Source organism: Chryseobacterium sp. CY350, from assembly GCF_027945075.1.
In the GTDB taxonomy this organism is placed as follows: Bacteria; Bacteroidota; Bacteroidia; order Flavobacteriales; family Weeksellaceae; genus Chryseobacterium.
On record NZ_CP116034.1, the window covers coordinates 1,758,645 to 1,784,192 of the forward strand.

24 protein-coding genes are annotated in these 25,548 nt (G+C 32.5%); 4 read left to right on the forward strand and 20 right to left on the reverse strand.

All coding sequences use genetic code 11. The features are described 5' to 3' along the window. Nucleotides 1-8 precede the first annotated feature (8 nt). The 4 genes from lpxA to PGH12_RS08070 all read right to left on the reverse strand — a co-directional run bounded on the left by lpxA (nt 9) and on the right by PGH12_RS08070 (nt 4,525). A complete protein-coding gene (gene lpxA / locus PGH12_RS08055; RefSeq protein ID WP_267597674.1) occupies nt 9-797 on the reverse strand; it encodes an acyl-ACP--UDP-N-acetylglucosamine O-acyltransferase in 789 nt (262 codons plus the stop codon). Then, nucleotides 798-2,195, reverse strand: a complete 1,398-nt coding sequence (locus PGH12_RS08060) for a bifunctional UDP-3-O-[3-hydroxymyristoyl] N-acetylglucosamine deacetylase/3-hydroxyacyl-ACP dehydratase (RefSeq protein ID WP_267597676.1) — start codon at nt 2,193-2,195, stop codon at nt 798-800. Next, on the reverse strand, nt 2,188-3,219 hold the full coding sequence (lpxD, locus tag PGH12_RS08065; protein ID WP_267597678.1) for a UDP-3-O-(3-hydroxymyristoyl)glucosamine N-acyltransferase: 1,032 nt from the start codon (nt 3,217-3,219) through the stop codon (nt 2,188-2,190). Before lpxD ends, PGH12_RS08060 begins: the two co-directional genes overlap by 8 nt. 100 nt (nt 3,220-3,319) lie before the next feature. Beyond that, entirely contained in the window at nt 3,320-4,525 is a 1,206-nt protein-coding gene (locus PGH12_RS08070; protein WP_267597680.1) for an HD domain-containing protein, read from the reverse strand. Nucleotides 4,526-4,781: 256 nt separating this feature from the next. On the opposite strand from PGH12_RS08070, the gene porX reads away from it, so the two are divergent. Continuing rightward, a complete protein-coding gene (gene porX / locus PGH12_RS08075; RefSeq protein WP_267597681.1) occupies nt 4,782-6,326 on the forward strand; it encodes a T9SS response regulator signal transducer PorX in 1,545 nt (514 codons plus the stop codon). Between the two features lie 81 nt (nt 6,327-6,407). After that, on the forward strand, nt 6,408-7,172 hold the full coding sequence (locus PGH12_RS08080) for an exodeoxyribonuclease III (RefSeq protein WP_267597682.1): 765 nt from the start codon (nt 6,408-6,410) through the stop codon (nt 7,170-7,172). 57 nt (nt 7,173-7,229) lie between these two features. On the opposite strand, the gene PGH12_RS08085 is transcribed toward PGH12_RS08080, so the two are convergent. The 15 genes from PGH12_RS08085 to PGH12_RS08155 all read right to left on the reverse strand — a co-directional run bounded on the left by PGH12_RS08085 (nt 7,230) and on the right by PGH12_RS08155 (nt 23,147). Next, complete coding sequence (locus tag PGH12_RS08085) at nt 7,230-7,601, reverse strand: septal ring lytic transglycosylase RlpA family protein (RefSeq protein ID WP_267597683.1); 372 nt, start codon at nt 7,599-7,601, stop codon at nt 7,230-7,232. A gap of 478 nt (nt 7,602-8,079) precedes the next feature. Next, nucleotides 8,080-9,381 (reverse strand): 30S ribosomal protein S12 methylthiotransferase RimO, encoded by a 1,302-nt coding sequence (gene rimO, locus PGH12_RS08090; protein ID WP_267597684.1) that lies wholly within the window; start codon nt 9,379-9,381, stop codon nt 8,080-8,082. 93 nt (nt 9,382-9,474) lie between these two features. Continuing rightward, nucleotides 9,475-10,020: a dTDP-4-dehydrorhamnose 3,5-epimerase gene (gene rfbC / locus PGH12_RS08095; RefSeq protein ID WP_267597685.1), complete on the reverse strand. Its 546-nt coding sequence runs from the start codon at nt 10,018-10,020 to the stop codon at nt 9,475-9,477. 16 nt (nt 10,021-10,036) lie between these two features. Continuing rightward, nucleotides 10,037-11,224: a hypothetical protein gene (locus tag PGH12_RS08100; protein ID WP_267597686.1), complete on the reverse strand. Its 1,188-nt coding sequence runs from the start codon at nt 11,222-11,224 to the stop codon at nt 10,037-10,039. 5 nt (nt 11,225-11,229) lie between these two features. Then, complete coding sequence (locus PGH12_RS08105; RefSeq protein ID WP_267597687.1) at nt 11,230-12,168, reverse strand: sugar transferase; 939 nt, start codon at nt 12,166-12,168, stop codon at nt 11,230-11,232. 78 nt (nt 12,169-12,246) lie between these two features. After that, nucleotides 12,247-13,017, reverse strand: coding sequence for a glycosyltransferase (locus tag PGH12_RS08110; protein WP_267597688.1), 771 nt, complete (start codon nt 13,015-13,017; stop codon nt 12,247-12,249). Then, on the reverse strand, nt 13,014-13,835 hold the full coding sequence (locus tag PGH12_RS08115) for a hypothetical protein (protein WP_267597689.1): 822 nt from the start codon (nt 13,833-13,835) through the stop codon (nt 13,014-13,016). Before PGH12_RS08115 ends, PGH12_RS08110 begins: the two co-directional genes overlap by 4 nt. An 88-nt stretch (nt 13,836-13,923) precedes the next feature. Continuing rightward, nucleotides 13,924-14,751: a glycosyltransferase family 2 protein gene (locus PGH12_RS08120; RefSeq protein ID WP_267597690.1), complete on the reverse strand. Its 828-nt coding sequence runs from the start codon at nt 14,749-14,751 to the stop codon at nt 13,924-13,926. Then, nucleotides 14,748-15,794, reverse strand: a complete 1,047-nt coding sequence (locus PGH12_RS08125; RefSeq protein WP_267597691.1) for an EpsG family protein — start codon at nt 15,792-15,794, stop codon at nt 14,748-14,750. The genes PGH12_RS08120 and PGH12_RS08125 overlap by 4 nt, the downstream gene beginning before the upstream one ends. Continuing rightward, nucleotides 15,791-16,771, reverse strand: a complete 981-nt coding sequence (locus PGH12_RS08130) for a glycosyltransferase family 2 protein (protein WP_267597692.1) — start codon at nt 16,769-16,771, stop codon at nt 15,791-15,793. The genes PGH12_RS08125 and PGH12_RS08130 overlap by 4 nt, the downstream gene beginning before the upstream one ends. Further along, on the reverse strand, nt 16,765-18,111 hold the full coding sequence (locus PGH12_RS08135) for a polysaccharide biosynthesis protein (RefSeq protein WP_267597693.1): 1,347 nt from the start codon (nt 18,109-18,111) through the stop codon (nt 16,765-16,767). Before PGH12_RS08135 ends, PGH12_RS08130 begins: the two co-directional genes overlap by 7 nt. Before the next feature lie 10 nt (nt 18,112-18,121). After that, a complete protein-coding gene (locus PGH12_RS08140) occupies nt 18,122-20,503 on the reverse strand; it encodes a GumC family protein (protein ID WP_267597694.1) in 2,382 nt (793 codons plus the stop codon). A gap of 116 nt (nt 20,504-20,619) precedes the next feature. Then, nucleotides 20,620-21,276 carry a DUF3575 domain-containing protein gene (locus PGH12_RS08145; RefSeq protein ID WP_267597695.1) on the reverse strand — a complete coding sequence of 219 codons (657 nt, stop codon included), beginning with the start codon at nt 21,274-21,276 and terminating at the stop codon, nt 20,620-20,622. A gap of 14 nt (nt 21,277-21,290) precedes the next feature. Then, on the reverse strand, nt 21,291-21,860 hold the full coding sequence (locus PGH12_RS08150) for a sugar transferase (protein WP_324290966.1): 570 nt from the start codon (nt 21,858-21,860) through the stop codon (nt 21,291-21,293). 150 nt (nt 21,861-22,010) lie between these two features. Then, complete coding sequence (locus PGH12_RS08155) at nt 22,011-23,147, reverse strand: aminotransferase class I/II-fold pyridoxal phosphate-dependent enzyme (protein ID WP_267597696.1); 1,137 nt, start codon at nt 23,145-23,147, stop codon at nt 22,011-22,013. Nucleotides 23,148-23,238: 91 nt separating this feature from the next. Between PGH12_RS08155 and PGH12_RS08160 the strand changes: the two genes are divergently transcribed. Beyond that, entirely contained in the window at nt 23,239-24,297 is a 1,059-nt protein-coding gene (locus PGH12_RS08160; RefSeq protein ID WP_267597697.1) for a ferredoxin--NADP reductase, read from the forward strand. A 77-nt stretch (nt 24,298-24,374) separates the two neighbouring features. On the opposite strand, the gene PGH12_RS19140 is transcribed toward PGH12_RS08160, so the two are convergent. Then, nucleotides 24,375-24,548: an IS3 family transposase gene (locus tag PGH12_RS19140; RefSeq protein WP_420710261.1), complete on the reverse strand. Its 174-nt coding sequence runs from the start codon at nt 24,546-24,548 to the stop codon at nt 24,375-24,377. Between the two features lie 17 nt (nt 24,549-24,565). On the opposite strand from PGH12_RS19140, the gene PGH12_RS08165 reads away from it, so the two are divergent. Beyond that, entirely contained in the window at nt 24,566-25,483 is a 918-nt protein-coding gene (locus tag PGH12_RS08165) for an IS982 family transposase (RefSeq protein ID WP_442867855.1), read from the forward strand. Nucleotides 25,484-25,548: the final 65 nt, after the last annotated feature.

Sequence of the window (25,548 nt, forward strand, 5' to 3'; positions counted from 1 at the left end):
TTAAATTATTATTCTTTCCCTGTTCCGTATCCTTTGACGATACCTCTCGGGGAATTTTGGATAAACTGTAGAATTTCGTCTCTTTCTGCTGTTGGAAGCATTTCTTTTTCGATGTGAGAAACTGCTTGAGAGACATTCATTTTCATCTGGAAGATTGCTCTGTAAATTTTTTGAATTTCAAAAATTTTATCGTTGGTAAAACCTCTTCTTCTTAAACCTACAGAATTAATTCCTGCATAAGACATCGGCTCACGAGCAACTTTTACATAAGGGGGAATATCTTTTCTCACCAGAGTTCCACCGGAAATCATTACGTGTTTTCCGATTTTTCCAAATTGATGAACAGCACTTAAGCCGCCCATTACCGTAAAATCACCAATTTCTACGTGACCTGCAATACCGCAACCATTCACGATGATTACATGATCACCAATCACACAATCATGAGCGATATGAGAAGTTGCCATAATCAAGCAATTGTCACCAATTTTGGTATAACCTAAGGCTTTTGTGCCACGGTTTACAGTAACACATTCTCTGATTGTGGTCTCATCACCGATGATCGTCTGTGTATCTTCACCATCAAATTTCAGATCCTGCGGAATGGCAGAAATTACGGTTCCCGGGAAAATTCTGCAATTTTTACCGATTCTTGCACCATCCATAATGGTCACATTAGAACCGATCCAGGTTCCTTCACCGATTTCCACATCACCTGCAATCGTAGTAAAGGGTTCTACAATTACATTTTTACTGATTTTTGCACGTTTATCAACGGCTGCTAATTGGTGAATCATTTAGTCAACTTTATTTTTTGCAACCTGAGCCATAAGCTCGGCTTCTACAGCTATTGTGTCCCCAACATATCCGTAACCCTGCATATGCACGATACCTCTTCTGATTGGCTCTATCAATTCGATTTTAAAAATCATGGTATCGCCAGGAACTACTTTTCTTTTGAATTTTACTTTATCCATTTTAATGAAATAAGTAGAATAGTTTTCAGGATCCGGCACGCTTGCTAAAACCAGAATTCCACCAGTCTGAGCCAAAGCTTCCACTTGTAAAACTCCCGGCATTACAGGTTCTTTCGGGAAGTGACCAACGAAGAAAGGTTCGTTCATCGTCACATTCTTTAAACCGACAACGTGCGAGTCTGACAATTCAAGAATTTTGTCGATCAATAAAAATGGAGGTCTGTGAGGCATTAATCTCATGATTCCGTTGATATCGAAAACAGGTTCTTTATTTAAATCAAAATCGGGAACGTTTTTCTTTTTCTGTAATTTCCACTGACGGTTCAGTTTTTTCGCAAACTGAGTATTTACAAAATGTCCCGGTTTGTTGGCGATAATTTTGCCTTTAATTTTAACACCGCACAAAGCCAGATCACCAATTACATCAAGCAATTTGTGTCTTGCAGCCTCATTAGGATAGTTTAAAGTCAAATTATCAAGAATTCCGTTTGGTCTGATCGCAACATGATCTTTACCAAACGCTTTCTTTAATTTTTCGGTAGTTTCTGCAGTAAGATCTTTGTCAACGTACACAATTGCATTAGAAATATCTCCACCTTTGATCAAACCGTGATCAAGAAGCATCTCTAATTCGTGTAAAAAGCTGAATGTTCGTGCAGAAGAAATTTCTTCTTTGAATTCTGAAATATTTTTAAGAGTAGCATTCTGAGTACCCAAAACTTTGGTTCCAAAATCTACCATTGTTGTAATTTCGTAATTATCTGAAGGGATAATTGTAATTTCCGAACCTGTTGCAGGATCGCTGTAGCTTAGAACTTCTTTCACAACCAGATATTCTCTGGCAGTCTTTTGTTCTACAACACCTACGCTTTCGATAGCTTCAACGAAAAATTTAGAAGAACCATCTAGAATTGGCGGCTCCGAAGCATCCATCTCCAAGTACGCATTGTCGACATCACAACCAACTAACGCTGCCAAAAGGTGCTCGCAAGTATTGATTTTAACGCCCAGCTTTTCAAGAGTTGTTCCTCTTTCTGTGGCTACAACATAGTTTACATCAGCTTCAACCTGAGGGTGACCCTCCAAATCTGTTCTCACGAAGATGAAACCTGTATTTTCTTTTGCAGGTTTGATGGTCAGTTTTACTTCTTTACCAGTATGAAGGCCAATTCCGGAAAGAGTAACCTCTTCCTGAAGTGTTTTTTGCATATCACTCATTAGTCTGATCTTTTGAGTTATTCTCAAGATTATTTATTCGCTTTACAAGTTCAGGAAGATTCCTGAAATGTACGTAACTTTTAAGATAATTATTATAGCTGATCGCAGGCGACCCATAAACCGTTTCTTTGTCATTCACATGAGAATTGACACCGCTCTGTGCCTGAATTTTCACCTGACTTCCAATTTTTATATGTCCCACGATTCCTACCTGACCGCCAATTTGATTCCAATCACCGACAATTGTAGATCCTGCAATTCCCGTCTGGGAAGCAATTACATTGTTCTGGCCAATCTTTACGTTGTGTGCAATCTGAATCAGATTATCAATCTTCGTCCCCTTACCGATTACCGTAGAACCAATTGTGGCTCTGTCAATACTGCAATTTGAGCCGATCTCAACATCATCTTCAATGATTACATTCCCCAATTGAGGAATTTTTTTGAAACCTTGAGGAGTTGGCTGAAAACCAAAACCGTCACCACCAATCACTGTGTTTGAATGAATAACACAATTGTCACCAATAATGCAGTAATCATAGATTCTTGCACCACTGTCAATCTTACAGTTTTTACCAATTTTCACACCTTTTCCGATGTAAACTTGAGGGTAAATCTGTGATCCTTCACCAATCTTGGCTTTTTCTGAAACATAGGTGAATGCTCCAACATAGGCTTTTTCTCCCACTACAGCAGTTTCGTGAATAGAAGCACCGTCTTCAACACCTTCTTTTCTACCCTGCATTTCCTGATACAAATTCATCAGAACCTGAAAAGAAAGATAAGCATCTTTTACAGAAATAATTGTCTGACTGTAGCTGTCTTTGGTTAAAATATTTTCCGAAACGATAAGAACGGAACAGTTTGAAGTATCTAAATAGTGTGAAAAACGTTCTTGGGCGATAAAAGAAAGATGCCCGGCTTCCCCACTTTCAATAGGTGAAACTCCTGTTATAAGTGCATTTTCGTCACCTATAATTTTTCCGTCAATAAAACTCGCAATTTGCGAAGCTGTGAATTCCATATCCTGCAAAGATAACAAATTCTATTATTCACCAACATTTTTTAGATTGCGGAATATAGATTTTAATATTCTTTAAGAGTTTAAATTCAATATAAATCAATTAATGCCTCGGAAATGTAAGAATGTATCTTGTTGTCTTGTTGGTAATTAATCCTGATAAAAGCTGATCTTCAGATTCTTCGAGTCTTAAAATTTTACCGCTTTTCTGAAGCAAATAAATAGGCTGTTTATCTGTGTTATAAGGTAAAAGCGTTCGCTCAATCTCGTGCACAAGGTCTTGAGCATTATCTATTCCTAAAAACTCATTGGTGTTTTTTATTTTTTCTGCCACAAATTCCGGGTCGAAGGGTTGTGAAGAAATGATTGTTTTCGGAAGATTTCTCTGGATCACACACTGACACCAATAAGACAGAATAAAATCATCTGAAGTTTGCCACAATTTCATCGCATGAATAATATCATTGTCATCCATTTCGGTAAATCTTTTCACATCTTCGTCTGTTTCTTTACTTTTCTCGCGATTGAGAAAATACTTCAAATTCTCCGTCGCTGGTAAATCGATTCCCTGTGAAGCGAGATATTTTGCTCTTTCTAAAATTTTAACCAAAATAAATTCTGCTAAAGCCGATGTTTTGTGATAATAAACCTGCCAGTACATAAACATTCTTGCGGTAAGGAAGTTTTCAATCGAATAAACACCTTTTGCATCGATCACCAACTCGTCTTCGCAGACATTCATCATCGAGATAATTCTCTGAGTATTCACATTTCCCTCAGAAACTCCTGTAAAAAAGCTGTCTCTTTTCAAATAATCCAAACGGTCAACATCCAGCTGTGAACTAATCAACTGATTAAAAAACTTTCTGTGATACTTCCCCTGAAACATTTCTATGGCGGTTGAAAGCTGTCCTTCAAATTCGGTATTCAATCTGTTCATTAATAATAACGAAAGATTTTCGTGATGCCAATCATCCATCAACATATTTTCTAACGCATGAGAAAACGGACCGTGACCGATGTCATGCATTAAAATCGCCAGCATCGCTCCTTTTTCTTCTTCTTCAGAAATCTGAATTCCTTTCTGTTTTAAAGTTTCCAGCGCAGTAAACATCAAATGCATCGCACCTAACGCGTGATGAAATCTGGTATGGGTAGCTCCCGGAAAAATTAAATTCAGAAGTCCGGTTTGCGAAATTCTTCTTAATCTCTGAAAATAAGGATGTTCTATAATATCAAACAAAATCTCGTGTGGAATTTTTATAAATCCGTGTACAGGATCGTTGATAATTTTAAGCTTGTTCTGCATTGAAATAAATGTGATGAATGCAAAATTAAGGTATTAAACTTAATTCAAAGAAAACAGCTAAATGTATTGTGGTGAATTTTTATTAATAATGCTTTAAAACCTAAAGATTTTAGACTATCTTCATACCACATTTATATAATGTCTGCGGTAAATTTTCTTTAACTTACATTTAACTTTTTTAGCCTCCGAATTGGCTTTTGTTATAGGCTTTTGGTCGCAGTTTTGATACAATAACCATAGAAAAAATTAAACTTTTATGTCAGAAAAAATATTATGGATCGATGATGAAATAGATTTACTCAAACCTCATATCGTATTTTTAGAGAAAAAGGGTTACCACGTAACTCCTGTAAACAATGTGAACGAGGCTTTGGAATTGATAGATTCAGAAAAATTTGCATTGACGCTTATTGATGAAAACATGCCCGGTATTTCCGGTCTGGAAGCTATACCGATGATAAAGGAAAAAGACAGTTCTTTGAAAATCGTAATGGTAACGAAAAGTGAGGAGGAACACATCATGGAAGAAGCGATAGGATCCCAGATTGCAGATTATATCCTGAAGCCGGTAAATCCTAATCAAATCTTATTATCCTTAAAGAAAAACCTTCAGCAGGATAATTTAGTTGAGCAAAAAACCATTCTACAATATCAGCAGGAATTTAGAAACCTTTCGATGGAGCTTTCTTACCTGAAAACTTATCAGGAATGGGCAGAATACTATAAAAAAATCGTTAACTGGGAGCTGAAATTTGATAAAGTTGCCGACAACGAATTTGCAGATTTACTGCAATCTCAGAAAGAAGAAGCTAATATTCAGTTCGCGAAATTTATCGAAAACAATTATGAAGACTGGTTGAATGGAGGTGACAAACCTTTAATGAGCCACACTTTATTCAGAGATAAAGTAAAACCTGAAGTTGAAAAAGACAAAGTTCTTTTGCTGATGGTTGATAATTTACGATATGACCAATGGAAAGTCATTGAACCTTTGTTTACCAAATTTTACAATAAAGTGTCTGAAGATTATTATTACAGCATTCTTCCGACCGCAACTCAATATGCAAGAAATTCGTTTTTTGCAGGAATGCTCCCTTCAGAAATTGAAAAGCGTTTCCCGGATAAATGGTTTAATGATAATGAAGAAGGTAACAAAAATGAATATGAGCGTGATTTCTTAGAAGATCAGATGAAAAGAATCGGTTTAAATTCCAAATCGATGAAATATCTGAAAGTTCTAAATGCCGATTTTGAGAAAAAGATTTATGAAGATTTTAATCAGCATAAGAACAATGATCTTTTGGTGATCGTTTATAATTTTATCGATATTCTTTCTCACGCGAAAACAGATAATCATATTGTTGATCAGTTAATCCGTGATGATAAAACTTTCCGTTCTTTGACATCGAATTGGTTTGAGAACTCATCATTAATTAAAATTATTAAACTGGCAGCCGAAAGCGGTTATAAGTTGGTGATAACAACCGATCACGGAACCGTTTATGTCAAAAAACCAAGCCGTGTTGTGGGCGACAGAGAAACCTCAACCAATATTCGTTATAAGACAGGAAAAAGTTTGACGTACGATGACAAAGATGTTTGGGCAGTAACGAATCCTGAAAAAATATTTTTGCCAAAAGGAAATTTAAGCTCTAAATATATTTTCGCCAAAAACAATACGTTTTTAGCCTATCCTAAAAACTATAATCATTTTGTAAATTATTATAAAGAAACATATCAACACGGCGGAATTTCTCTTGAAGAATGTATTATACCGATTAGTATTTTAGAACCGAAATAGGTTTTTTCATAGTTTATTATTTTGGGGTCGGTCGGAAATAATCTTAGATTTTTTCCGACCGATTTTTTATATTTTTGAGCTATGAAATTAATTACTTACAACGTTAACGGAATCAGAGCCGCTTTTACAAAAGATTTTCTCGGCTGGCTGAAGACCGCAGATCCGGATATTATCTGCATTCAGGAAAGTAAAGCCGGAAACGATCAGATAGATATCGAAAGTTTAGAGAAAATAGGATACCATAGTTATTGGCATTCGGCAGTTCGAAAGGGCTACAGCGGAGTCGGCATCGCTTCTAAAACAAAACCTCATCATGTAGAATATGGTTGCGGAATCGAAAGCTATTACAATGAGGGAAGAATTATTCGTGCAGATTACGATGGCTTTTCTGTAATTTCTGTTTATGTTCCGTCAGCCTCTAATATAGAAAGACTGGAATTTAAAATGCAGTTCTGCAATGACTTTTTAGAGTACATCAAAAATTTAAAGAAAGAAATCCCTAATTTGATTATTTCCGGTGATTTTAATATCTGTCATGAAGCGATAGACATTCATAATCCTGTAGGTTTAAAAAATACTTCAGGCTTTTTACCAATGGAAAGAGAATGGATGACCAACTTTATTAATGAATGTGAATTGATTGACAGTTTTAGATTCTTCAACGATCAACCCAATAATTATACATGGTGGAGCTACAGACAAAATTCAAGAGCCAATAATAAAGGATGGAGACTTGATTATAATTTCACTTCGTATTCTTTAAAAGACAAGCTTACCCGAGCGGTGATTTTAAAGGAAGCTGTGCATTCTGATCATTGTCCTGCGATGGTGGAATTAGATATTTAAAAACAGTAAAGCCAGCTATATGAGCTGGCTTAATAAATTTAAGAATCGTATTAAATTTTAATCGACAATTTCGTACTCTACTGGTATGATACCTTTGCTGATACCGCCAATTTCGTCAAATGCTGCTTTAGACATATCTAATGCTCTTGACGAATGGAAAGGCCCTCTATCATTAATCGTTACAATCACCTCTTCTCCATTATTCAGATTGGTTACCTTAATCTCGGTTCCGAAAGGAAGCGATCTGTGTGCTGCAGTAAGTTTTGAATTATTAAAAACTTCTCCGCTTGCAGTTTTTTTACCATTAAACTTGTCGTGGTAATACGACGCATAACTTGTTTTCTTCGCATCTTCGGCATTATTCTTGAAAGAATTAAGACCTAGTGTTGAAATCATCATTATGATTACGAGAATGAATCTTTTCATCATTTTGAATTATTTTATTGTTTGACAGGGCAAAAATATACTGAAACTAATTACTCACCTATTCTAAAGGTTAATAAATCATAATAAAAAGTTAAAATAAACTTAATTTCACTCATAAACACCTGTTTTTAGGGGATTTGCAACACTATGTTAAAAAATGTTAAATAAAAGAGCTAAAAGTTAACAGAATTAACTGCCTTGAGGTTGTTTAAACACGGTTTTAACTTTTAACTAATTAATAATCAACTTTTTAAAAATTTTCAATTATGCCAAAATCAACCATAATTTTGAACTTTATTACTACGATTACTTGTAAAATATATTGATCAAAAATAAATTTAATCCATAAAAAGGATCAAAATAATTAGCTTGCTCCTGCAATGATATTGCAAATATACACCTCAAATATATCATCAAATTGAAAAAAAATTTGCGCAAAAAAAACCGATGAATGAATCATCGGTTTTTACTTATTTTTTGTTTAGACAAGTTCGCCATATAAATCGAACTCTTCTGCTGAAGTAATTTTTACGTTGGCAAAATCGCCGATAGAAATGTACGTATTCTCTGCAGAAACCAAGACGGTGTTATCTACGTCTGGCGAATCATATTCTGTTCGTCCGATGAAATAGTTACCTTCTTTCCTGTCAAATATACATTTATAGGTTTCACCGATTCTTTTTTGATTTTTCTCCCAAGAAATCTGCGACTGCAATTCCATAATCTCTTCTACTCTTGCTTCTTTTACCTCTTGCGGGATATCGTCTTCTAAAACGTACGCTCCAGTATTTTCTTCATGAGAATAGGTAAAACATCCTAGTCTGTCGAATTTTTGTTCTCTTACCCAATTCTTAAGCTCCTCAAACCTTTCTTCCGTTTCTCCCGGATATCCAACGATTAAAGTAGTTCTGATCGCCATATCCGGAACTTTCTCTCTGAACTTATCTAATAAAGCATTTGTCTTTTCGTGCGTTGTACCACGTTTCATAGATTTCAATAAATCTGAATTAATATGCTGTAACGGAATATCTATATAATTACAAACCTTTGGTTCTTCTCTAATGATATCCAAAACATCCTCGGGGAATCCGCTTGGGAAAGCATAATGCAGACGAATCCATTCGATTCCTTCTACTTTCACCAATTCTTTCAGAAGTTCACCTAAAGCTCTCTTCTTATATATATCTAAACCGTAATATGTCAGATCCTGAGCGATCAAAATCAATTCTTTCACTCCCACTTTTGCCAATTTCTGAGATTCTTTCACCAATTTTTCAATTGGCGTCGAAACGTGACCACCTCTCATCAAAGGAATTGCACAGAAAGAGCAAGGTCTGTCGCAGCCTTCAGAAATCTTTAGATATGCATAATGCTTTGGAGTCGTCGTCAATCGTTCGCCTACCAACTCATGCTTGTAATCTGCACCCAAATGTTTAAGCAAAATCGGCAAATCTCTCGTTCCGAAATACTGATCTACATCAGGAATTTCTTTAATTAAATCTGGCTTATATCTTTCTGAAAGACAACCTGTAACAAAAACTTTTTCAACCTCGCCTCTATTTTTAGCGTCAACATATTCAAGAATAGTATTGATAGATTCTTCTTTCGCATTATCAATAAATCCGCAAGTGTTGATTACCACAATATCTCCTCTGTCTTCATGCACCACTTCTTTGCCATTGGCTTTTAGCTGGCTCATCAAAACTTCTGAATCGTAAACATTCTTGGAGCACCCAAGCGTTACAATATTTATTTTCTTCTTTCCTACAGATTTTGTACGCATCTTTCTATTTTGAGTTTGCAAAGATACAAAATATAACGCTGTATCTTAAACATATAAAAACCACTTGTAAATTAAGTGGTTATGATTTTATATTTAATAATTTTTATCCTTAAAATCTGGTGAGTTTTGATCTTTATCGGAAAGTATCATTTCTTCTTCTCTAAGCTTCCATTCTATATTGAGGTCTTTATCGTTATACTTTACGCTTCCTTCAGACTCTTTATTATAAAAGTTATCGCATTTGTAAGAAAAGACAGCAGTTTCGCTAATAACAGAAAAACCATGACCAAAACCTCTTGGCACATATAATTGCAATTTATTTTCTGCAGTAAGTTCTATACCAAACCACTTTCCAAAAGATGGAGAATCTTCTCGTAAATCAACAGCAACATCCCAGACTTTACCCTCTAGGCAAGAAACCAATTTTGCCTGAGCATGTTCACCTTTTTGCAAATGTAGACCTCGTAGCACTCCATAAGATGATTTTGATATATTATCCTGTACAAAATGACCATTCATTCCTGTAAGCTCCTCAAATTTTTTTTCATTAAATTTTTCAAAGAAATATCCTCGTTCGTCTTCGAAGATTGTTGGTTCGATGATGTAGCAGTCTTTGAGTGGGGTATTTTTTATTTTCATTTAAATCTTTATTTATTTAATTTTCGTGGGTAAATATCAAAATATCTCCTGGCAAAATTGTTGATTTATTTTTTTTAGACATTGCTACATTTTTTGTTTTTCCTGAAGAATTATCAACTATTTTCATTTCTTTTTTTAACTGATATTCAAAGGAAAAATTTTCAATGAGCGAAGTATTTTGAATAATTATAAATTTCTTCTTACCGTTAGACATTAGGGAGACTAAGGCATTTTTTCCATTAGTTGAAAAATATTTAAATTCTTTTGGTATTGTTGTTAGCTTTACTGTACCTTTTGGAACCGTAGTTCCAGTATGAAAAATTGCATCAGACTTTGAGTCAAGAAAAACCCAAGCTAGTCTTTGAATTTGTTGATTGACTTTCTTAACTATTTCATATGTTGGCGTCGGATTACCTTTTTCATCAACGATTGCATAAGAATAATTATTTTTTCTCCAATTTGGATCCGAACTCATTGTCCAATACGTAAAGTATTGTAAACCTTGCGCGCCATATAGTAAATTTGCAAAATTTTGCAGTTTAATCCCAGAAATTGTTGGCTGTAAATAATCAAGATGAATCGTGGAACATGCAAATCCCCAAAACTGTTTATTATGTAAAAGTGATATTCTTCTGATTACTTCTAAATTCTCAAAAAAATTGTTTCGAATTGCATTGTTGATAATTGGATAATGGTCGAATGAAATAAAGGTTAATGGCAATTTTTTTACTGCTAAATTTATATAATTTTCATAGGTGAATTTTTCAATACTTTCGGCAGAGACGTAATTAGGAAATAAATTTGTATAGAAAATATGTGAATTATCAAACTTACTGATCTTTCCTGCAAATTGAGTGTAATTTGTAAACTCTTTTGGGGAAGGCTCGTCTCCCATAAAGTAGCCTTTAAAGGCAGCATATATTTTTATTTTTGGAACAACTTCTTCTGGTTTAGAATAAAGTTCTGGGTATGCGAGAATTAATTTCATACCAGCCTTCTCAGCTTCTTCAAGCGATTTGATAGCATTTTCATGACTTGAAAACGTCATCAAACTAATTGAAATTCCCGCATTCTTCATTTTGGTATAATTCGCTGAGTTGGCATATTTTTCAGGAATTCCAATAAATCCTAATATTGGAATTTCTTGAGCAAAGCACAACGAATGCCATAAAAATATACTGAATGAAATCTTTATCTTGGACATATAAATTAATTACTATTCATAGTTAGTATAATTCTTATTGTTCTCATGATTGTTTCGATATCTAAAAGAATAGAGTAATTTTTTATGTAATATAAATCGAATTCTAATTTTTTTAAATTATCTTTGGGTGTAGCTTTAGGAAGATGTACCTGTGCCCATCCAGTTATTCCAGGTTTAATTAAATGTCTAAGATTAAAGAAAGCATTTTCGTTAACTGCCTCAATAACATACCTATATGTCTCCGGGCGAGGTCCTATTAAACTCATATCGCCATTAAAAATATTATACAGCTGTGGTAATTCATCGATTTTAGTCTGCCTTAACAACTTCCCTACACGAGTAATTTTCTTATCCACAGAACCATCCATATTGACTATATCTTCCATTGTTCTGATTTTATAAATATAAAACGGTTTGGAGTTCTCACCAATACGTTCTTGGATAAAAAAAGCATTTCCTTTTGAAGATATTTTTACAAAACTGATTCCCAACAAAATTAACGGAAGGGCAATTGGAATGCATAAGACTGCCGCAAATAAGTCTAAAAATCTTTTTAAAACAGCTTGCGAAGGACTTATACCAATAGAAAAAATATCATCCACATGATATTTATGTGGATTAAACTTCACTAATGAAACCCTTCTATTCAGTATTTCATAAAAGTGTTGAGCATCTAAGACTTCTACACCAATCATCTTTAGACTACTTAGAATTTCAATATTTTTTTCAGATATATGATTTACCCTGGTATTATCTATAATAACAATCTTAATGTTCAATCTACGAACATACTCACCAATGTCTTTTAAATGATCATTGGAATATATTATCGGCTTGTACAGTTTATTTAGCTTATATCCATTGATCAATTTAAATGAAGTTTCACTTACATTAACGAAAAGACATCTTTTCTTATTCCTGTATTTATCTAAATATTTTTGCACTCTTCAATTCGTGTTTGTATTTTTCTAAATTGTTCAAATCTACAACATTTTAATATTTAAGAAGAAAATACCTGTGGTCTACCATCCCCATTTTTTGAAATAAATATATGCCCCATGAATATTATACAGCATCAATTTAAAATTTTTGTACGATCCTTTACCGTAGTGATGAAAGACCTCTGCGTCAGGATAATATACAGTATTAGAAACTTGTAAAAACCGCCTTGTAATATCAGCATCTTCTATGTACATGAAAATTCGTTCATCAAATCCTCCAACTACATTTAATACCGAATTTCTAAAAAGCATAAAACAACCAGAAAAATAAGGCACATCATAAATTATTTTATCATAATCATAATCTCTGTATTCATAATAATCCATTCTCTTTTTAAATATCTTCTGCACTGCTTTTGGCAAAAATCTACGAGCAAAAAGATCCATAGGGGTGGGATTCCTTTTACACAGATACTGTATATTACCATCAGGATATTTAATCTTAGGCATAAGATGACCGATATTTTTATTCTCTTCCATAAATGTGATCATACTATCCATATCTTTTTTTTTAAAATAAATATCAGGATTTAAGATAAAATGATAATCATTAGAATGAGATTGTAAACTTTTATTTATTGCTATGTTGTGTGCTTTTCCAAATCCTAGATTCATTTGATTAAATATGTAAACAATTCTATCATCTTCTGATATTGATCTCAAATCATCTGTTGGGGAATTATCTATCAAGTATAGGACACATTTGTGACTCGTTGCAAGAAAACTATTGATAGCATCTTTTAGAATCTGACGATCATTTTGATATAACACAATACTTCCCGTAATTTTCATTGCTTTACAATTGGATTAATTTTATTGGGTATTTTATTTTGAAGCCTCACATCACCCCATTTAAGTTTCCAAGCATTAAACGCATTATCATATATAGAATTTGTGCAAAATTTATAAACATTCCCGTCCTCTGTAACAACAGCTAAATTATAACCAAGCTTTAGAACTATATTAGACATTTTAATCTCACCCTTTCTAATTAATAAAAGTTTGTGATCAATTTTTTCACCGGGAAACCCTCTATTAAACTCTACTATTTCTTTTAGAACGTCTGATGTTGTTAGATAAAAAAAACTTTGGAGGTGAGGTGTAAAATTATTCTTTACAAAAGTCTGTATCATCTTTGTGCAATAAGATACACCCAGAATTCCTACATCTTTATTTTCCTTCATATAATCTATATAACCATCTAAAAAAAGATCTTGTGAACATTCTACTGAAGAATTGGTAAGTATAACAAAGCAATTCTCTTCATGTTTTATAGTATTGTAAAAGGATGAGTAACCAGAAAAGTCCATCCCTTCATTTACCACGTCTAGAATATTATCCGAATGCTGCTCTACAAATTTAATATTCTGATGTTTACGTATTTCTGAAATGGAAACATTAATATGCACTTTATTATACTTCTTTTCCTTATTAAATCTTTCTAATTGAAATTTTAAACCACATTTAAATTCTGGTATTGTGCTTACAAATTTGCACCTCTCAAGAGCATATCCACCCCATTCGTGTATATTAACATAAACAATAGGATTTGTAACCTTTTTTCTCTCTTTTAAAATTTCTTTATATTTTTTGCTGCTGCTTATATTCAAAATAAAATTTTTTAAATACAATAAGGGGAGGAACAAAAACTCTATTAGGAGCATTAAATAAAATTTGAGTGTATTAGCTTTTATCATATTACAATTTCCTTATAAGTGTATAATAAATTTTGTAATAGTAATAACCGGCAACGCCAAGTCCGTTAATTTCTTTCAGAAATTTAATGTGCTCAAATTGCTTTTTAAAAGTTGTATGACAGTTTAGTAATTTTAAGAAAAAATATTTTAATCCAACTTGTCTTGCCCCAACTTCATTATGCGAATGTTGACGATAAAGAATTAGAGGCTCTTCAATTTCTACAACCCTTCCTTTGTGTTTAATCACACATAAAGTTATCCACCAATCATGCATAGGAATATTATGGGGAAAAGGGAAAACTATTTCTTTTATCTTTCTGTTAAAGCACATTGTACAGCCTGTCACGAAATTAAATACCTCCGATATACCCTTTTTTTTCAGCAAATATGGTTTGATGCCAGAAGACTTCCAAAATGAGGGGTTAATTACATGTAGATCTTTGTTGACAACTTTTAAATCTGTATGCACAACTATGGGAATGTCTGGATTTTCCTTTTCACACTCCTGCAAAACAACTAACGTCTTTTGTACTTTATCAGCCAACCAGACATCGTCGTGATCACAAAAAAAATAATAATCGGCTTCAACATAACTTAGAAGTTTCATAAAAGTAATTGCTGGTCCCAAATTGATCTCATCTGATTTTAATACATTTATTCTGTGATCCCTCTTTTGATAATCAGCTAAAATCGATAAAGTGCTATCACTCGATCCATCATCTTTTACGGTAAGCTCCCAATTGCGATAAGTTTGATCAACTAACGAATCTAGGAGATCAGCAAGATATTTTTCACTATTGTAGGTCGCCAACAAAACGGCTACTTTCATATAAATGTAGTGTTTACAATTAACTCATTATATAATATGTTCAAAAGCAAATATATTAAAGTATATACAATTACAAAGGTATATCCTGCAAATTTATTTTTGAATATATAAATACCTAAAGGAATCAACGCAATTTCCGCAACATTGAAAAGTTCATGAATTCTATAGGATATTGCCGGTATTACAGCCAACGCAGCAAATGCAAAAATTGACACTGCATTAATTTTAATAAATAATAATGCGTACTTATTCTCGTTTAAAAATTTATTCCTAAAAAAATACATTATATAAAAAAATACTATTTTTATGATCATAGCATAATTAAATACATTTATTGTACTGTCTTGCTTGTTACCGCTTTCCACACCTGCCTGATAAAGCTTGAGCTTTTCTTGAAAATAAGGTATTGGTATCTCAATAATAACATTAAAACCTAAAAAATATATGAGATAACCCAAAGGAATTAGGTATCCATATATTTTCTCTTCTTTTTTAGGATTAACGAAATATATAAATAGCAAAAAAAATGCTGAATAATGAAATATAATTGCACATCCTATACACAGTAAAAACTTTACTAAATTTCTTTCATATATGTAGGGAATTGAAAATAAAAAGAAAGCTACAGCAACGCCAGCCCTGATTTGAGTTAAATCATGTAGAATATAGTAATGCGAAAAATATACGAGTAGAGATAATAAAAATAAGTCACTAATTCTCTTTATAGCAAAAAACTTTATTGAAATACCAAGCAATGCATAAACTATCAAAATAGATCGAATTGGTAATTCTAGTGTATATCTCAAAATATCTCTTATAAAAACGAAGGAAACTTCTATAATGGCTCCATAAAAAGCATAGTGCCATGCATTATAGTAAATATCACTGTCTTTATCAGAATTTTCCGGACGAAGACCCGCTATTAAAATAAAAACAACAAGTAAAAACCAAAAAATCACATTTTTAGCATTTTTTATATCAGTGGGAAAACAGATAAATAAAAGCAGTACTGTATACATTAAAAAGATAGACTCAACGATCATAAAATCTGTTTTTTTTCGGGTACAAAAAATCTTAATAAAATGTACAAAAGCTTTAAAAATCTTTTAGGAAAAATAGATAGTATTATTAGTAAACAATTATTAATACCAGTGTATTTTGTAAAACTTCCTTTTAAAGAACAATATATCTTATAATTTAAAACATCATTTATTCGCATTTTCACAAAGCTATGATAACCAAAAAGTTTCGATTTTATAGAGTGTGATTTTACCGAGTCATCTATCAGATTCTGAGGAAAATTCTGAGGGAAATTTGAGTACGCCGACTCTAAGTCGGTGAAAAAGACTTCGAAAACGTTATTTGTCCAGTAACTTTTTTTACTTAAATTACCATAAATCAGACTCTCTGAAAACCAATACAGTTTACTTTCATTGTCTATGAAGCTATTAAAAATAAGTGCTAATTGTGGGAAATTCTTAAACTTCCTAATATCAAAATTTTCAAATCTTAAAGATGATCTACGATAAACAGTTGTTCCGGTCATTGTAAGATGCCAAGCCAAATCTACAAATATATTTTTTGCCCGATGATAATTTTTTGAGCTAATATCTACACGTCTATTCTTTTCTTTAAAAGAGATGAAATCAGAGTTTTCTGATTGAATAATGGACAAAATCCGACCTATGGAATTTTTATAAATCAACATCGAATCACCCAAATACCAAATATAATCTTGTTGAGGGGTAGAAAGACTTTTTATACAATTGAGATCATGACCCAATCTGTTCTTATTTTTTGTATAAAAAATATAAGAGTATTTTTTCTTGAAGATTTCAACAATATTTTTCGTATCATCATTTGAGCTATCATCAAATATATAAATAGGAACATTATTAAATAGACATTCTTCAATAATGATCGCAAGATTTTCAGAAAGTATACCCGCCCGATTATAAGTAGGAATTGAAATTGCTAAAATTTTATTAATATCTTCCATCAAACTTTTCTGATTCAACATGCTTTATGCCAAAGTTTTCTTTTAGAAATAAATGTGTACACTACCCACGGCAAACTTATAAAAAAAGTTATAAAAAAATAACTCCACACTACTCCCATAAGACCACCTTTTTTACCAAGTATTAAAAAGAAAGATGCCGTTACTATTGCTATTGCAAGAGAGTATATAAGTAGAGGTTCTTTTTTATGGCATCTTAAATATATTGCAAGACCACCAATAAATTGATTAACAAATGCTGAGATTGCCAAAATTGAAAAAGGAATAAAAGATAAAAATCGATTTTCAATTTCCATATTGTAATAATTTAAATATGCTATAAAGAGAATTGCGACTAATAAACCTGTAAAGCTGAAAATATTAGCCAACATAAAATTCTTCTTAAATACCACATCTAACTCATAAAATTTACTTTGCGCAATTAATTTTGAAAACTGTGGTATTCTTATATTCATCCAACTTAATGATATTGTTAATATCCCATTTATAAAAGCAAGCGAGATACCAACTTTCCCAGCAATAACTGCGCCTTCGGTCGCAAAAATGATAGGATTAAATAATTGATAAATAAAATAGCCGCTTGCCCAACTAAGTGCTATTTTCCACTGAAGTGGAAAAATTTCTCTTATGTAATCTACTTTATGTATTATTTTATTACGCCAAACTTTTAACAACATTGGGTTTAACTTAGAAAATAAAATAAATGATGGAGGTACAAACGCGGAAATTAATAATGCAAAAGGATTGGCATATAAACCCATACCGGAAAAAAGCAGCAAAATACTTGCAAAAATAACGATGAGTTGTTGTATCGCACGTATTTTTGATGAAGTTGCAACAAAACCCAAACCTTCAATAAATGCCAGTATTGGCGTATAAAAAAGATTTATTACTGTAGACAAACATAAAATAATCCAGGGTATATGCCAATCTATAGACTGTGCATTACTGAAATTATTAAAAAAAAAGAAACCTACAATAATCAAAGTTACAAATAATAAAAGCGAAATGCAAAAAAACCATTTTACACAAAACTTTAATAATGATGATAATCTTGAGCCAGCTTTTGTATCTACTTTTATATCATAGTTATATAACGAAATACTGCCCATCTCATGAGCAACAAACTGAGTAATTATTGCAGTAATGCCAAGTTCAAAGAAAACTTGAATAGCAAGAATGCTTCCAAATGTATAATAATATCCCTGTTCTTCTTTATTTAAGAACGTAGCGATGAAAAATATTGTAAAGATTGTACCAACAGCTTGTAATCCTCTAAAAAGCAAAGTAAAAAAAAGAGCAGAATCGAGTCCTATTGTACGGAAAAATTTTCTGATTTCCATTTATCAATATTTATTTAAAAAACTTCTGCCACCACTTTTGTTCTGTTGCGGTATAACCATATCCATACTTATTGCCGTAGCCAAGAAGTCCTAGAGCTATATCATTTAAAACAAAACCAACGTTTTGAATTCTTTTCTCTTCGACTGCATTGTTAACAAAATCGATGTAGCTTTTTTCTGAATATCCAGATCTCGTTACATAAAGCGTCGTATCCGCAATATGAGAAATTAACATTGTGTCAGTTACCAACATAAGTGGTGCGGTATCAACCACAATATAGTCATATCGCAGTTTTAATCGTCCAATAAGTTCATTAAATCTTCCATTATTCAATAAATCTGTAGGGTTTGGTGGTATTGTACCTGAAAAGATTACATCACAATTGCTATTAAAGACAGATTGATGTATGATCGTATCCATCTCAGTTTCTGATGAGGCCAAATATTCCGTAAGACCGCTTACACCTCTCTTTTGTTCGTCATATCTTTGCAATTGGGGATTTCTTATGTCAGATCCTATGATAACGACTTTTTCTGACGGTGTCGCTAACAAAAGTGCTAAATTTAATGAAACAAATGTTTTACCTTCTCCTTTCACAGATGAGGTTACAAATATAACTTTACCTTTATTTATATTTAAATTTTTTGAAAGCAGAAAATTCATGTTTGTTATAAGAATCCTGAATGATTCTGCCATTGGGCTAAGTGGCGACTTAATAACAATTTCATCATCATTTTTTTTCAGAGTTGGAATCTCTCCCAGTACAGGATTATTAGATAGCTTAGAAAGATCTTTTCTAATCTTGATTTTATTATCAAAATATTCACGTATATATATGTAAGCGAAAGGTAAAAAAAGACCTAAAAATAGAGATCCAAGTAGTATATATATTTTTTTTGGTGAAACAGGTTTTTTTAATTTATATGCAGAATCTATTATTCTTGCCTTTTCCGAGGTTATTGCTTTTGAAATAGCAGATTCTTCTCTCTTCTGCAAAAGTAAAAGATACAGATTTTCTTTGATTTCCTGTTGTCTTTCGATACTTCTAAATATTTTTTCCTTAGCAGGAATTCCCACCAAATTAGCTTGACTCTTAGAAATTTCAGAAGAAAATTGATCTTTTATGACCATCTGATTATTTTTAGCCCTAACTAAACTCTCATTAACGCCATTTTTTAGGGTTGTTAATTGCTGTGTGATTTCTTTTACTATAGGGTTTTCAGATGTGCCATTCTCAAGCAACCTATTCCGGTCTAAAACAAGCTTATTGTAGGCACTTATATTTGAAGTTGCAGCATCATTATCAAGTCCAATATTTGTAGGTAATACGTGACGTAAATCATTTTTTTGAAGAGAGGATAATAAGATGTTTGAAATTTCAATCTGTGTCTCAATATCTAAAAGCTTATTCTTGGCACTTGTTGACAACTGAAGACTTAGCTGTGCTTCCCTAGCTAAATCTATAGTCTTATTTTCAACCTTGTATTTTTCTTTCCTATTTTCTACTTCTCCTAGTTCTTGCGAAATAATAGTAATTCTGTCATCAATAAACTCTTCAGTTTTTCTTGCTTCTATATTTTTATCAATAATTGCATCTTCATTGTAAAAACTTACTAAACCATTAAGTATCGCAATCGCTTTTTCAGGTTCCTGATATTGCATTCTCAGTCCTAAAACTGTGGATTCCTTTTCTACAATTTTAACTTCATTTAGTTTCTGTAGATTATCTGTTGCATCATCAAAAGAAGAGTAAGTAAAGAAGAGATCATTTAAATTCCCGAGTTTTCTAGTTTTTCGTGGATTATAATTTCTATTTTTAGTAATTATAAAGCTCGCAAATTTATATCTTATTAATTTATTAAATTTAGTTCTTAATATTCCAAAATCTTTTGAATCCAATATTACATCATCATTAGTAAAAGATATTTTTATAGGAGTTTTTGGTGCATCTTCAAAAGCATTTTCTGCAACAATATTTACTGTAATTGGAGAAGTTTCATTAAACAGCTCTTGATCATAAAACTTACCGCTATTATAAATTGATATTTGCAGATTAAGATTTTTCACAACTTTCTCAGCAATCTTTTTAGAAGTAATCACTTCAATTTCATTCTCTATACTATTAGCGGGCATTCCCCCTAAACCAGTAAGCCCTTGAAGCAACGACGCTTCAGGCGAGCCACCTGACGACTTTTTCGCATCTTTAATAAGAATTTTAGTTTGTATTTGATAGATTGGAGTAGAAAATTTAATAATTAGAAATCCTAATACTATAAACAAAAAAACTGATAAAATAAATAGGTACCATTTTTTTATATAAGGCTTCAAAGCTTCAGATGCGTTTACATCTTTATTTTCAGGAATTTTTGTTTGCAAATTACGTAATCGCATCTTTGTTTACTTCTTTTAATAAGTTCCGCAATTTACATATATTTTTTAATTGTAGCAATTAAATACATTGATGATAATTTACATATTAAGTACTAAAATATTTGTAAAATTAACCTTTAATTACGATTAAATTTATTTTTTCCCAACTCGTAAGTCAACATCAAACCTCCTCTTGTCGGAATGATTTCGCCACTTTTATTCCATCTTGAAGAACCGTCATATCGCTCATTATTATCCTTCAGATATCCTCTATAAAGTGATTGAGATGTTCCTACTCCAGCGTAAAGATCTAATCCCAAATTTTCGTTGATTGTAAAATGATATCCGCCACTGACTCCGATGACAAAGGCTAAACCTTTTTGATATCTCTCAGTAATACGTACACCTCCATCTGCTAAAAGTTGCGGACTACCGTCTTCGTTCAAGACAGGTTTTGCCTGAAAATAATTCCATTTCTGGAGATTGTACGCAGCAATGCTTCCATAAGCACCAACATACCAACCTTTCATCACATCTTTAAAATAATATCTCCCTTCCAAAGTCCCCATATAAATTTGCAGATTTTTGCCAGCAAAGGATTTCCATGGCGATATAAATCCTTCTGCCTGAATAGAAATTTTATTATTCAAAGCCTTTTCGGCTGCAATATTGATCATTCCGATCGGAACAAAAGGAGCATTGACTTTTATTTCCGTTTGAGCATGTGCTTTACTACAGAAAAATGATGCTGAGATAAAAGTCATTTTATAAAACAACTGCATTGTACACTTCATATTTTTGAACGGCTTTATTTATTTAAAACCGAGAATGTCCTAAGCAAAATCTGTGCATCTTTTTTAAAAGAGAGATGATGATAGTACATTAAATTCATTTTAATTTTTTGGGGGAAGAGAATTTCGTCATTATATTTCAACGGATTCTCCTGCATATTCAGAATTTCTTCTTCGTTCCTAAATTCGATTCCTGCATCACTCGTCAGTCCTGGCTTTAGTTCTAAAATTTTACGATCAGCACCTTGCAGTCGATCGTAATAACCAGGAATATCTGGTCGTGGACCAACAAGTGACATATCTCCTTTTAAAACATTAAAAAGTTGGGGCAATTCGTCAAGTTTTGTTTTTCTGAGCCATAAACCAATTTTTGATTTTGTGGCATTTTTTGAATGGTAGGTCTGAAATTTATAGATTGTAAAAATTCTGCCTTCGCGTCCAATTCTTTTTTGCATAAAAATGCCGGGGAAACCAGTATCAGCTGATGCAACGATAAGAATAATAAGAAGAATGGGTAGTAAAATACAGATCGCCACGAAACTTAATCCGTAGTCCATTATTGCTTTCCACCATGGATATTTCTTCACTTGTGCTGAATTGATTCACAAATATATATAAATAAAATGATCTGTGAATCTAGGCGTGCTTTTTAATAGGTTTGTCAATAACAAAAAAAACTGTTTACTTAATGAAAAGCAAACAGTTATAGTACATATTAATTTTAATTAAACTGAAAATTATTTAATAAAAAAATCTGTGATAACTTTTTTGATTCTTGCTCGGTCATCGTCCGAAAGATTTGAACCAGAAGGTAAACATAAGCCATTATCAAACAATTTTTCTGCTACATCTTTACCATAATACGGTGCATCAGCAAAGATTGGTTGCATATGCATTGGTTTCCAAAGCGGTCTGGATTCAATATTATCTTCCAAAAAGGCAAGCCTCAAATCTTCTCTAGTTTTACCTGTTTTTATTGCATCAACCAAAATTGCAGACAGCCAGTGATTGGAATAAAAATCTTCTGAAGGTTCAGAAAAAACCTCAACACCGTCAATATTACTAAAAATATCAACGTAGAAATGATGCATTTTTCTGCGTGCTTCAACTCTATCATGCAAAACTTCCATTTGCCCACGGCCTATTCCTGCAACAATATTACTCATGCGATAATTGTAACCGATATGGGAATGCTGATAGTGTGGAGCGTTGTCTCTCGCCTGAGTTGAGAGAAACACTGCTTGATCCTTATCTTCCTGCGTATGGCAAACCAAAGCTCCACCACCCGAAGTCGTAATAATTTTATTCCCGTTAAAAGATAGAATACCGAAACGTCCGAAAGTTCCGCAAGCTTTTCCTTTATAAGTTGAACCTAATGCTTCTGCAGCATCTTCGATAATAGGAATTTCATATTTCTCCGCAATAGCTGTAATTTCATCCATTTTAGCGGGCATCCCGTACAAATGCACAACAATAATCGCTTTTGGTTTTTTACCTTTTGAAATTCTATCCTGAATCGCTTCTTCCAAAGCAACCGGACACATATTCCACGTATCTTTTTCTGAATCTACAAAAATTGGAGTTGCACCGCAATATGTAATTGGGTTGGCGGAGGCAGAAAACGTCATCGACTGGCAGATTACCTCATCACCATATTCTACTCCACATTGAATCAAAGCCAAATGCAATGCTGCTGTACCTGCAGAAAGAGCTCCCACTTTTACATCAGCATTTAAATATGTTTCTAAATCTTTTTCAAAACCATCTACATTGGGTCCTAAAGGAGCCACCCAGTTTGCAGCAAATGCTTCATTTACATATTTCAGTTCAGTTCCTCCCATGTGTGGGGAAGATAGCCAGATTTTATCTTGCATAGTTTTAATTATTTCGCAAATTTAGTATATCTCAAATAAAGTTCTGAAAATTTTTGTAAATTTGTATATAATTATTTATTTACATTAAAAAATGCAGAAATTCTATTCTTTAGTTGTAAAAGAAATCTCTAAAAAAACTTCCAAAGCTTATTCATTATTATTTGATATTCCTTCAGAATTAAGAGAATCTTTTGCTTTTAAAGCTGGTCAATACATTACAATAAAATGTAATATTGATGGTGAAGAAATACGAAGATGCTACTCCATCTCGTCGATTTCAAATGAAGCAGAAACCTTTCAGGTTGTTGTAAAATCTGTTCCGAACGGAATTTTTTCAAAATATGTTGAGGAAAATGTAAAAGCAGGAGATATATTGGAGGTTTCTGAACCGGAAGGTAATTTTTGTTACGAACCGACAAATGAAAAATCAAAAACAATTGTTGCGGTTGCTGCGGGAAGTGGGATCACGCCGATTTTTTCAATTATTCAATCGATTCTTTCTTTTAGTAATGATCAAATTATATTGTTTTACGGGAACAAAAGTGAAGAACAAACAATATTTAATAAGGAAATTATAAAATTAGAAGGAGATTTTAACGACAGATTTAAAGTCATTAAATTTTACACTCAGGAAAAGATTGAAGGTTCTCATTTTGGGAGAATAAATCAAAAAATTATTCTTGAAACACTTCAAAATCATGATTTCTCGACGATTGAAAAATTTTACGTTTGTGGTCCTGAAGATTTGATAAAAAATACAACAAACACTTTTTTATCTCAAAATATTAAGAAAGAAAATATTTTGTTCGAGCTTTTCTTTTCACCACAAACTTGTGAGCAAAATAAAGCTGTTGTTTCGGAAAATTCGGGTGAAACGATCGTTAAACTTATTCTAGATGGTGAAGAAGAAACTATTAGCGTAGACAAAAATACATTGTTGTTGGATTCTATTTTAGATGCAGGTTTTGATATTCCTTATTCTTGCCAAAATGCAATTTGCAGTACTTGCTTGTGCGTGCTGACAAAAGGAGAAGTGAATATGGTAAAAAATGAAGTTCTTTCGGATGCTGAAATTGATGAAGGTAAAATTGTCGTTTGCCAGTCTTATCCGGTTTCAGATAAAATTGAGATTAATTATGATATTATTTAATTCTTAATAATCAAATATTTAAATAAAAAAGCCTTACAATTTTAATTTGTAGACTGCACCCCAAAGTTTAGACAAAATTAAATAATATTTTGATAATAAAGAGTTCGGTACTGTACCGGACTCTTTCCTTTTAAATTGAGTCTTATTCTGTCGTTGTTATAGTAATTAACCTGAGTTCGGGATAAAAAATGAAATATAATTTGTAAAAAATAGCAATAATTCGTATATTTAAGTTTCTGACATTCAAATATTTAAACGATTTATTGCTATGAATTTGAAAGACCAAATTACAAATATTTTTGTACAAATTGATGATTTTTGTAAAGAGTTTGATGCGCAAATTAAAAAATTAAAGCTTGATGCGTTAGGAGATAGCAAGAAGAGAAGGAACAGAAATTCAAAAATGTCTGATTCTGAAATTATCACAATCATGATCGGTTTTCATTTAGGAGCTCACAAAACGTTTAAGCATTATTACAAAGAAATAGTTTGTGGATATTGGAAAGATCTGTTTCCAAACAGTCTTTCCTACAATAGGTTTATCGAACTTCAACAAAGATGTTTTGTTGTTTTTGCCTTATTTTTAAAAGAAAAATGTCTGGAAAAATGCACAGGAATAAGCTTTATGGATAGTACAACTTTGAAAGTTTGCAGAAACCAAAGAATACATAATCATAAAGTTGTCAAAGGTTTAGCAGAACGCGGAAAATCCTCAATGGGTTGGTTCTACGGTTTTAAACTGCATTTGGTATGCAATGAAAAGGGAGAACTTTTATCTTTTTATGTGACAAAAGGAAATGTGGATGATCGAAATCCGACACACATTAAGAAGATGACCAAGCAACTGTTTGGGAAATTGTTTGCCGATAAAGGATACCTTTCAAAAACCTTGTGGGAGATGCTTTTTGCAGATGGAATTCAACTCTTTACCAAACTTAGAAAGAATATGAAAAATCATATTATGACTATGGAAGACAAGATTTTGCTCAGAAAAAGAGCCATCATCGAAACCATAAATGATGAATTGAAGAATCACTGTCAGGTTGAACACACGAGACATCGCAGTGTGAACAATTTTATAATGAATATTCTGGGAGGGCTTACAGCATACTGTTTCTTTCCAAAAAAACCGTCACTTAATTTGAAAAAAGTAAATGACGGTCAATTATTTTTAAATTTTGCTTAAACCGAACTCAGGTTAAACTATATTTTGATTGTACCATAAATAAAAATGCCCCTAAAAAGTGTCTA

What these genes read in the sequence shown, in the direction of transcription:
- porX (WP_267597681.1), top strand. Translation starts at nt 4,782, where the DNA reads ATGTCAGAAAAAATATTATGGATCGATGATGAAATAGATTTACTCAAA.
- PGH12_RS08140 (WP_267597694.1), bottom strand. Translation starts at nt 20,503, where the DNA reads ATGCGATTACGTAATTTGCAAACAAAAATTCCTGAAAATAAAGATGTA.
- PGH12_RS08120 (WP_267597690.1), bottom strand. Translation starts at nt 14,751, where the DNA reads ATGAAAGTAGCCGTTTTGTTGGCGACCTACAATAGTGAAAAATATCTT.
- PGH12_RS08125 (WP_267597691.1), bottom strand. Translation starts at nt 15,794, where the DNA reads ATGATCGTTGAGTCTATCTTTTTAATGTATACAGTACTGCTTTTATTT.
- PGH12_RS08145 (WP_267597695.1), bottom strand. Translation starts at nt 21,276, where the DNA reads ATGAAGTGTACAATGCAGTTGTTTTATAAAATGACTTTTATCTCAGCA.
- PGH12_RS08070 (WP_267597680.1), bottom strand. Translation starts at nt 4,525, where the DNA reads ATGCAGAACAAGCTTAAAATTATCAACGATCCTGTACACGGATTTATA.
- rfbC (WP_267597685.1), bottom strand. Translation starts at nt 10,020, where the DNA reads ATGAAAATAAAAAATACCCCACTCAAAGACTGCTACATCATCGAACCA.
- PGH12_RS08155 (WP_267597696.1), bottom strand. Translation starts at nt 23,147, where the DNA reads ATGCAAGATAAAATCTGGCTATCTTCCCCACACATGGGAGGAACTGAA.
- PGH12_RS08165 (WP_442867855.1), top strand. Translation starts at nt 24,566, where the DNA reads ATGAATTTGAAAGACCAAATTACAAATATTTTTGTACAAATTGATGAT.
- PGH12_RS08130 (WP_267597692.1), bottom strand. Translation starts at nt 16,771, where the DNA reads ATGTTGAATCAGAAAAGTTTGATGGAAGATATTAATAAAATTTTAGCA.
- lpxA (WP_267597674.1), bottom strand. Translation starts at nt 797, where the DNA reads ATGATTCACCAATTAGCAGCCGTTGATAAACGTGCAAAAATCAGTAAA.
- lpxD (WP_267597678.1), bottom strand. Translation starts at nt 3,219, where the DNA reads ATGGAATTCACAGCTTCGCAAATTGCGAGTTTTATTGACGGAAAAATT.
- PGH12_RS08085 (WP_267597683.1), bottom strand. Translation starts at nt 7,601, where the DNA reads ATGATGAAAAGATTCATTCTCGTAATCATAATGATGATTTCAACACTA.
- PGH12_RS08100 (WP_267597686.1), bottom strand. Translation starts at nt 11,224, where the DNA reads ATGTCCAAGATAAAGATTTCATTCAGTATATTTTTATGGCATTCGTTG.
- PGH12_RS08080 (WP_267597682.1), top strand. Translation starts at nt 6,408, where the DNA reads ATGAAATTAATTACTTACAACGTTAACGGAATCAGAGCCGCTTTTACA.
- PGH12_RS08110 (WP_267597688.1), bottom strand. Translation starts at nt 13,017, where the DNA reads ATGAAAATTACGGGAAGTATTGTGTTATATCAAAATGATCGTCAGATT.
- rimO (WP_267597684.1), bottom strand. Translation starts at nt 9,381, where the DNA reads ATGCGTACAAAATCTGTAGGAAAGAAGAAAATAAATATTGTAACGCTT.
- PGH12_RS08060 (WP_267597676.1), bottom strand. Translation starts at nt 2,195, where the DNA reads ATGAGTGATATGCAAAAAACACTTCAGGAAGAGGTTACTCTTTCCGGA.
- PGH12_RS08135 (WP_267597693.1), bottom strand. Translation starts at nt 18,111, where the DNA reads ATGGAAATCAGAAAATTTTTCCGTACAATAGGACTCGATTCTGCTCTT.
- PGH12_RS08160 (WP_267597697.1), top strand. Translation starts at nt 23,239, where the DNA reads ATGCAGAAATTCTATTCTTTAGTTGTAAAAGAAATCTCTAAAAAAACT.